The 7,906-nt window shown below is 56.8% G+C and carries 6 protein-coding genes and 1 tRNA gene; 1 reads left to right on the top strand and 6 read right to left on the bottom strand.

Annotated elements, in window-relative coordinates; genetic code table 11:
* Positions 1 to 134: 134 nt before the first annotated feature.
* The 5 genes from ACW5XC_RS20250 to rpsU form a co-directional block, all read right to left on the bottom strand.
* Positions 135 to 211 (bottom strand) — tRNA-Ile (locus tag ACW5XC_RS20250).
* A 187-nt stretch (positions 212 to 398) separates the two neighbouring features.
* The gene (rpoD, locus tag ACW5XC_RS20255) at positions 399 to 2,294 is read right to left on the bottom strand and encodes an RNA polymerase sigma factor RpoD (protein ID WP_321141343.1); all 1,896 of its coding nucleotides are present in this window, start codon (positions 2,292 to 2,294) and stop codon (positions 399 to 401) included.
* A gap of 183 nt (positions 2,295 to 2,477) precedes the next feature.
* Positions 2,478 to 4,265, bottom strand: a complete 1,788-nt coding sequence (gene dnaG / locus ACW5XC_RS20260) for a DNA primase (RefSeq protein WP_042052805.1) — start codon at positions 4,263 to 4,265, stop codon at positions 2,478 to 2,480.
* Between the two features lie 88 nt (positions 4,266 to 4,353).
* Entirely contained in the window at positions 4,354 to 4,797 is a 444-nt protein-coding gene (locus ACW5XC_RS20265; RefSeq protein WP_042052806.1) for a GatB/YqeY domain-containing protein, read from the bottom strand.
* A gap of 15 nt (positions 4,798 to 4,812) precedes the next feature.
* Positions 4,813 to 5,028 (bottom strand): 30S ribosomal protein S21, encoded by a 216-nt coding sequence (rpsU, locus tag ACW5XC_RS20270; RefSeq protein ID WP_005309452.1) that lies wholly within the window; start codon positions 5,026 to 5,028, stop codon positions 4,813 to 4,815.
* Between the two features lie 179 nt (positions 5,029 to 5,207).
* On the opposite strand from rpsU, the gene tsaD reads away from it, so the two are divergent.
* Positions 5,208 to 6,221, top strand: a complete 1,014-nt coding sequence (tsaD, locus tag ACW5XC_RS20275; protein ID WP_042052807.1) for a tRNA (adenosine(37)-N6)-threonylcarbamoyltransferase complex transferase subunit TsaD — start codon at positions 5,208 to 5,210, stop codon at positions 6,219 to 6,221.
* A gap of 248 nt (positions 6,222 to 6,469) precedes the next feature.
* Here tsaD and ACW5XC_RS20280 read toward each other — a convergent pair whose 3' ends face one another.
* On the bottom strand, positions 6,470 to 7,789 hold the full coding sequence (locus ACW5XC_RS20280) for an anaerobic C4-dicarboxylate transporter (RefSeq protein WP_042052808.1): 1,320 nt from the start codon (positions 7,787 to 7,789) through the stop codon (positions 6,470 to 6,472).
* Positions 7,790 to 7,906 lie beyond the last annotated feature (117 nt).

Below are 7,906 nucleotides of genomic sequence, written 5' to 3' on the forward strand. Positions count from 1 at the left end.
AGTAATCGCGCTGTGTCCGTTTCACACCTTGTCCCATCGGGTTCTCCATTTATTGGGGGGAAAGGTGTAAACCATATTCAGGACGGGACAGTAGATGCAAAAAGGCCGCTCATCATGAGCGGCCTTTTCTAATTTGGTGGCCCCTGGGGGACTTGAACCCACGACCAATCGATTATGAGTCGACTGCTCTGACCAACTGAGCTAAGGGGCCAAATTGTGCGTTTAGCGGCGTGGATTATAGGGGAAGAGGAAAGGGCAGTCTATAGGCATATCAACCACTTGGCGACTAATTGTCCAGCTTGATTGAGGGCGCAAAGAGGGTCGCAAGGGTAAATGCCAGACAAAACAAAGCCCCGCATGGCGGGGCTTTGGCAGAGCAGTTTGACACAGGGTCAGGACTATTCGTCCAGGAAGCTGCGCAGCACTTCCGAGCGGCTCGGGTGGCGCAGTTTGCGCAGTGCCTTGGCTTCGATCTGACGAATACGCTCACGGGTAACGTCGAACTGTTTGCCCACTTCCTCGAGGGTGTGGTCAGTGTTCATGTCGATACCGAAACGCATCCGCAGTACCTTGGCTTCGCGGGCGGTCAGGCCAGCAAGCACTTCGCGGGTGGCGTTGCGCAGGCTTTCGCTGGTCGCCGCATCCGCTGGCAGAGCCAGGGTGGTATCTTCGATGAAGTCGCCCAAGTGGGAATCTTCATCATCACCGATGGGCGTCTCCATGGAGATAGGCTCTTTGGCGATCTTCAGTACCTTGCGGATCTTGTCTTCCGGCATGCCCATGCGCATGGCCAGCTCTTCCGGGTTCGGTTCGCGCCCCATCTCCTGCAGCATCTGACGGGAGATACGGTTGAGCTTGTTGATGGTCTCGATCATGTGTACCGGGATACGGATGGTACGGGCCTGATCCGCGATGGAGCGGGTAATGGCCTGACGGATCCACCAGGTAGCATAGGTCGAGAACTTGTAGCCACGACGGTATTCAAACTTGTCTACCGCCTTCATCAGACCGATGTTGCCCTCCTGGATCAGATCCAGGAACTGCAGACCGCGGTTGGTGTACTTCTTGGCGATAGAGATAACCAGACGCAAGTTGGCCTCAACCATCTCTTTCTTCGCGCGGCGGGCTTTGGCCTCACCGATGCTCATGCGACGGTTGATATCCTTGATCTGGGCAATCGACAGACCGGTCTCTTCTTCAATCTGCTGCAGCTTGCCGATGGCGCGCTGAATATCCTCGTCCATTTCAACCAGACGGGGAGACCAGGCTTTACCAGCCTGCTTTTGGTATTCGAACCAGGCAGTTTCACACTCGTTGTTGGTGAAGGCCGCGACGAAGGTTTTCTTCGGCATCTTGGCCTGCTCAACGCAGAGCTTCATGATGATGCGTTCCTGCACGCGGACGCGCTCCATCATTTCACGCATGTTGTTGACCAGGCGATCGAACTGCTTGGGCATCAGGCGGAATTGGCGGAATACATCGGCCAGCTGGGCGATGGCGGTCTGGGTATCTTCGTGCGCGCGACCATTCTTCTGAATGGAGAGACGGGTCACTTCATACTGGGCACGCAGTTCGCCGAACTTCTCGCGAGCGACTTCCGGATCCGGACCACCGTCACCGTCGTCGTCAGAGCTGTCGCCATCTTCGTCTTCGTCTTCTTCGTCCTCTTCATCTTCGTCGGCCAGATCGTCTTCGCCGAGCTCGGAACCGATATGCGTGGCGGTAGGCGCCATGTCTTCAGTTTCGTTCGGGTCAATAAAGCCAGAGATGATGTCAGAGAGACGCAGCTGCTCGGCTTCGTACTTGTCGTACTGTTCGAGCAGGTAAGTAATTGCTTCAGGGTACTCGGCTACGGAGCTTTGTACCTGGTTGATACCGTCTTCGATCCGCTTGGCGATGTCGATTTCGCCTTCACGGGTCAGCAGTTCGACGGTACCCATTTCCCGCATGTACATGCGGACGGGATCGGTCGTGCGACCAATCTCAGATTCAACAGATGCCAGAGCCTGGGCCGCTGCTTCGGCAGCGTCCTCATCGGCGGTACCACCTTCAGCCATGATAAGGTCATCGGCATCCGGAGCGTTTTCAACCACTTGAATGCCCATATCGTTGATCATCTGAATGATGTCTTCGATCTGGTCTGAATCGACAATGTCTTGCGGGAGGTGATCGTTCACCTCGGCATAGGTCAGGTAGCCCTGTTCTTTACCTTTGGCAACGAGGAGTTTAAGCTGAGACTGCGGGGTTTGCTCCATAGAACTCATCCGGTTGGTGTTGCTAGGTTGCGCGTACAGTGCGCTGCTGCGCAAATAGCCAATTCTAATAGAAAACCGCCAGACATGCTATGTCTGGTTGCGGCGTCGGTCATGAGAAACCCCTGCCCGCAGTATTGTCGGGGCCAGGCGGTTATAAAATTTTTGCTTTTCATCCCGTCGATTCGGGCAACGCTATCCATATTGGGACTAATCACTCAAATATCAAGCCCCACTCTCATTTCTTTTCTCAATTTGCACCTCTCTTATCAGCATCATCAGCTCTTGGGTTTCTTCGGAGCTTAGTCCTTCCTGAGCCACTTTGGCCTGCAATTCTTCGATCCGCTGTTTCAGAAACTGGTTGATGAAGCCGACGAAGGTGTCCTGCAATTCTCCCAGAATATCCGGCTCCTGATCGAGTTTGATCTCCTCGAACAGGTCGTGCATGGCCAGCTGAGCAAGGATTTCTCCCTCCTTGGTACCACGCCAGTGTTCCAGCAGGATACCGGTTGTGATACCGGGCTGTGCCAGGATTTGCTGGTGCAGTTGCAGCAGGAACTTGATGCCCTGTACGCGTAGCCCGGCCAATTCCGGCATGGGGGGAAGCTCAGCCGTTACTGCCGGATATTGCACCATCAGTGCCAGCGCACGCCGCAGTGGCGTCAGCTTGGCTGCCTTGGGTTTGTTGACCTCGGCCTTGGGCTGAGTGTTGCGGGCAAAGAGCTCGGCGATGCGCTGCTTGTTCTCACCCCAGCGCATCATGCTGGAGAGGCGGGTGATCAGCCCTTCGCGGGTAAACCCTTCCGGTACGCGACGAATAAGCTCGGCGGCCTTGTTGGCCACTTCGAACTTGCCTGCCTCACCGGAGAGCGCCGCATCGCGACCGAGACGCTCGAACATGAAGTCGGCGAACGGCTGGGCTTCATCGAGCAAGGCTTCAAAGCCCTCCTTGCCGATCTTGCGTACCAACGAGTCGGGATCCTCGCCATCGGGCAGAAACACGAACTTCAGCTCGCGGCCATCCTGCAGATGAGGGAGGGCATTATCCAGCGCGCGCCAGGCGGCTTCACGACCGGCGTTGTCACCGTCGTAGCAGCAGACCACCTCGGCGGTGGTGCGAAACAGGGTGTGGATATGGTCGCTGGTGGTCGCAGTGCCTAGTGCCGCCACTGCATAGTCGATGTCGTACTGACCGAGTGCCACCACATCCATGTAGCCTTCCACCACCAGGATCCTGCGAGGATCCTTGTGTGCCTGCTTCACTTCGTAGAGACCGAACAGCTCCCGCCCTTTATGGAAGATGGGGGTCTCCGGTGAGTTCAGGTACTTGGGGGTGCCATCACCCAGCACCCGGCCACCGAAACCGATGACCCGGCCACGCTTGTCGCGGATCGGGAACATGATGCGATCGCGGAAACGGTCATAGCTGCCCGGGCCATTGTCACGGGTGATCAGCATGCCGCCCGAGATAAGCAGCTGTTCGTGATCCCGGCTGGCGCCGAAGCGGCGGCGTACCTGATCCCAGTCACTTGGGGCATAACCGATGTTGAAGCGCTTGACTACTTCGCCGGTCAGACCGCGTCCTTTGAGGTACTCCACCGCGTGGGGGGCACTCTTGAGATTGCTCTCGTAGAAGCGGGCGATCTGGTTCATCAGCTCGAACAGATCCTTGCTGACGGCGGGCTGGCTATTGGCCGAGCCGCCGATGCTCTGCTCGCGAGGTACCTGCATGCCTTGCATGCTGGCGAGCTCTTCGATGGCATCGGGAAATTCGAGACCGTCGTACTCCATGACAAAGCCGATGGCATTGCCATGGGCGCCACAACCGAAACAGTGGTAGAACTGCTTCTCCTGGCTTACGGTAAAAGAGGGGCTTTTTTCGTTATGAAAAGGGCAGCAAGCCTGGTAGTTCTTACCGGCTTTTTTCAGCCGCACTCGCGAGTCGATCAGCTCGACTATGTCTGTGCGTACGAGCAGATCGTCGATAAAGGATTGGGGGATCCTGCCTGCCATAACCGTCCTGTTTCATTGCGGAGAAAATAAAAAAGCCGCGCATTCCAAGGGAAGCACGGCTTCTTCGACCAAACAAGAGAGTTGCCTGTTACGCCAAGCGGGTTTTCACCTGAGCACTGACGGCGCCGACATCGGCACGCCCCTGAATTTTCGGCTTCAAGACAGCCATGACCTTGCCCATATCAGCCATGACGGCAGCACCACTTTCAGTGATGGCTTGCTCGATCAGGGCAGCAATTTCATCTGCGGTCAGCTGTTGCGGCAGGAATTCCTGCAACACAACGATCTCGGCGGACTCTTTGTCGGCGAGATCCTGGCGACCGGCAGCTTCAAATTGGCTGATGGAATCGCGGCGCTGTTTGACCATTTTGGTCACGGCAGCGAGGATATCCTCATCATTCAGCTCGATACGGGTATCGACTTCACGTTGCTTGATTTCTGCCATCAACAAGCGGATCGCTCCCAGACGAGCCTTATCTTTGGCAAGCATGGCGAGTTTTTGCTGATCCTTGAGTTGATCCTTCAGAGACACGGCAATATCCCCCGATTAGTACAGGCGGATACGACGTGCGTTTTCGCGAGACAGCTTCTTGGCGTGACGCTTGACAGCAGACGCTTTGGCGCGCTTACGAATGGTAGTCGGCTTCTCGTAGAACTCACGGCTACGAACTTCGGACAGGATACCGGCTTTTTCGCAAGAACGCTTGAAACGACGCAGAGCAACGTCAAACGGCTCATTTTCACGGACTTTGATTACTGGCATGTGCCTTTCACCTCAGTGATAAATTGTTAGCTGACCTTCAATCGATCAGCATGTCTTAAAATGGTGCGAAATTATACTCTGGACAGGGAATGAAAGTAAACCCGCAGAGATCGCTCTGGTTTAAAAAACCCGCGAAGGTTACCATAGCCGTCTCATTTTAGCAGTGAAATTTTTTAGCAATGCGTGTATTGGGCATAGAGACATCCTGTGACGAAACCGGGATCGCGATCTTCGACGATCAAAAAGGGATCCTTTCCCATCAGTTATACAGCCAGGTCAAGCTGCATGCGGACTACGGTGGCGTTGTCCCCGAGCTCGCCAGCCGGGATCATGTTCGCAAGACGATCCCGTTGATCCAGGCGGCATTGCAAGAGGCGGGACTGGGCAAAGATGACATCGACGGCATCGCTTATACCGCAGGTCCGGGTCTGGTTGGCGCCATTCTGGTGGGGGCGACCATTGGCCGCTCGCTGGCGATGGCGTGGAACAAGCCGGCCATTGCCGTCCATCATATGGAAGGCCACCTGCTGGCTCCCATGCTGGAAGAAAAGGCCCCCGAGTTCCCCTTCGTGGCGCTGCTGGTCTCCGGTGGTCACTCCATGCTGGTGCGGGTTGACGGCATCGGCAGCTATCAGCTGTTGGGCGAATCCATCGACGATGCCGCTGGCGAAGCGTTCGACAAGACCGCCAAGCTGATGGGGCTGGACTATCCGGGTGGTCCGCTGCTCTCCCGTCTGGCCGAGAAGGGCACTACCGGGCGCTTCCACTTCCCCCGTCCCATGACTGACCGTCCCGGGCTCGACATGAGCTTCTCCGGCCTAAAGACCTTCACAGCCAACACCATCGCCGCCAATGGTGATGATGAACAGACCCGTGCCGATATCGCTCGGGCGTTTGAAGATGCGGTGGTCGATACCCTGGCCATCAAGTGCCGTCGTGCCTTGAAAGAGACAGGTCTCACACGTCTGGTGGTGGCTGGCGGCGTCAGTGCCAACCGTCATCTGCGTGCCCAGCTGGCCGAGCTGATGGAGAGCCTCAAGGGCGAGGTGTTCTATCCGCGCACTGAATATTGCACTGATAACGGCGCCATGATCGCTTACGCCGGTATGCAGCGCCTGAAAGCGGGCGTGTTCGAACCGCTGGCGGTCAAAGCCGTGCCGCGCTGGCCGCTGGATACCCTGGATCCGGTCTGATCCGAAGGATCCCGCCTTCTGGCGTGGTGCTGAGTACCATGGTGGCCTACTACTCCGGCAATCCGGCAGCGGCGGTTATAGCGCCGTTGGCGCGCTGTTGTTGTGTCTGCTGTCGCCGTGGTTGAGCCATCCGGATAAGAGGTCAGGTCTCTCGCTGCCAGACAGCCAAGCCAAGTACAGAGTAAAGAGATAAAAAAATCCCCGCCAACTGGCGGGGATTTTTGTTTGGCTATCGGCAGGCGATAGGATTACAGCAGGATGCCGCCGAAGAAGAAGCCCAGCGCCACGGCGATGGCGATGGTGGCGGTGCCCGGTACGAAGAAGGGGTGGTTGAAGACCGCCTTACCGATACGGGTGGAGCCGGTGTCGTCCATCTCTACCGCAGCCAGCAGGGTCGGGTAGGTCGGCAGTACGAACAGGGCGCTCACGGCTGCGAAGGAGGCAATCGCAGTCAGCGGGCTGACACCCAGTGCCAGAGCAGCAGGCATCAACGCTTTGGTGGTGGCGCCTTGTGAATAGAGCAGCATGGCAGCGAAGAACAGCACCACGGCCAGCAGCCAGGAGTACTGGTTCAGCAGGTCGCCAGCGATCAGTTGGATGGTGTCCATGTTGCCTTTTACGAAGACGTTACCCAGCCAGGCGACACCCAGTACGCAGATACAGGCAGACATACCGGACTTGAAGGTCGGCATGTTGGTCACTTGGGTGGCGTCCAGTTTGCACACCAGGGTCATGATGGTGGCCGCGGCCAGCATGATGCCCATGATGGCACCGTCACGGGGGATTGGCGGGTTGGTGATCAGGCCTACTTTACCAGAGATGGCAGTGGCATAAGCCATGACAGCAACGATGGCGGCGATGAAGATCCAGACAGACAGTTTGGCGTACGGCTTGATCTCGAGCTTGGTAGTACCACGCAGTTTGATCAGACCCTTGGCTTTACGCTCCAGATAGACTTCGTCCTGATCCAGCGGTTTGCCCATCATGTTGGCAATGAAGGCGCCCAGGATACAGGCCAGGAAGGTAGAGGGGATGCAGATGGCCAGCAGGGTCAGATAATCAACACCAAACGGCTCGAGCATGCCGGAGAAGGCAACCACAGCGGCAGAGATTGGAGAAGCTGTGATGGCGATCTGGGAGGCGACAACCGCGATGGAGAGCGGACGGGATGGGCGGATCCCTTGCTCTTTGGCCACTTCAGCGATCACCGGCAGGGTGGAGAAGGCGGTATGACCGGTACCGGCCAGCATGGTCATCAGGTAGGTGACCACCGGGGCGGCGAAGGTGATGTATTTGGGGTTCTTGCGCAGCGCTTTTTCTGCCAGGAAGACCAGATAGTCCATCCCGCCAGCCAGTTGCATACAGGCGATGGCGCAGATGACGGACGCGATGATCATGATCACATCCCAAGGGATGTAGCTGACCAGTTGATCGCTCGGGATGGGCATGCCCAGACCCCACGTCAATACCAGTACCCCCAGACCACCGGCAAAGCCGATGCCGATGCTGCCTATCCGGGCCCCCAGATAGATAGCGGCGAGCACGACAAGTAACTCGATTCCAATCATAGCGATAACTCCATTTTTTAGTTTTTGGTGTCCCGTCCTGAATATGGTTTACACCTTTCCCCCCAATAAATGGAGAACCCGATGGGACAAGGTGTGAAACGGACACAGCGCGATTAC

Source organism: Aeromonas sp. 25-AL00135 (assembly GCF_054052385.1).

What these genes read in the sequence shown, in the direction of transcription:
- dnaG (WP_042052805.1), bottom strand. Translation starts at nt 4,265, where the DNA reads ATGGCAGGCAGGATCCCCCAATCCTTTATCGACGATCTGCTCGTACGC.
- rpsU (WP_005309452.1), bottom strand. Translation starts at nt 5,028, where the DNA reads ATGCCAGTAATCAAAGTCCGTGAAAATGAGCCGTTTGACGTTGCTCTG.
- ACW5XC_RS20280 (WP_042052808.1), bottom strand. Translation starts at nt 7,789, where the DNA reads ATGATTGGAATCGAGTTACTTGTCGTGCTCGCCGCTATCTATCTGGGG.
- tsaD (WP_042052807.1), top strand. Translation starts at nt 5,208, where the DNA reads ATGCGTGTATTGGGCATAGAGACATCCTGTGACGAAACCGGGATCGCG.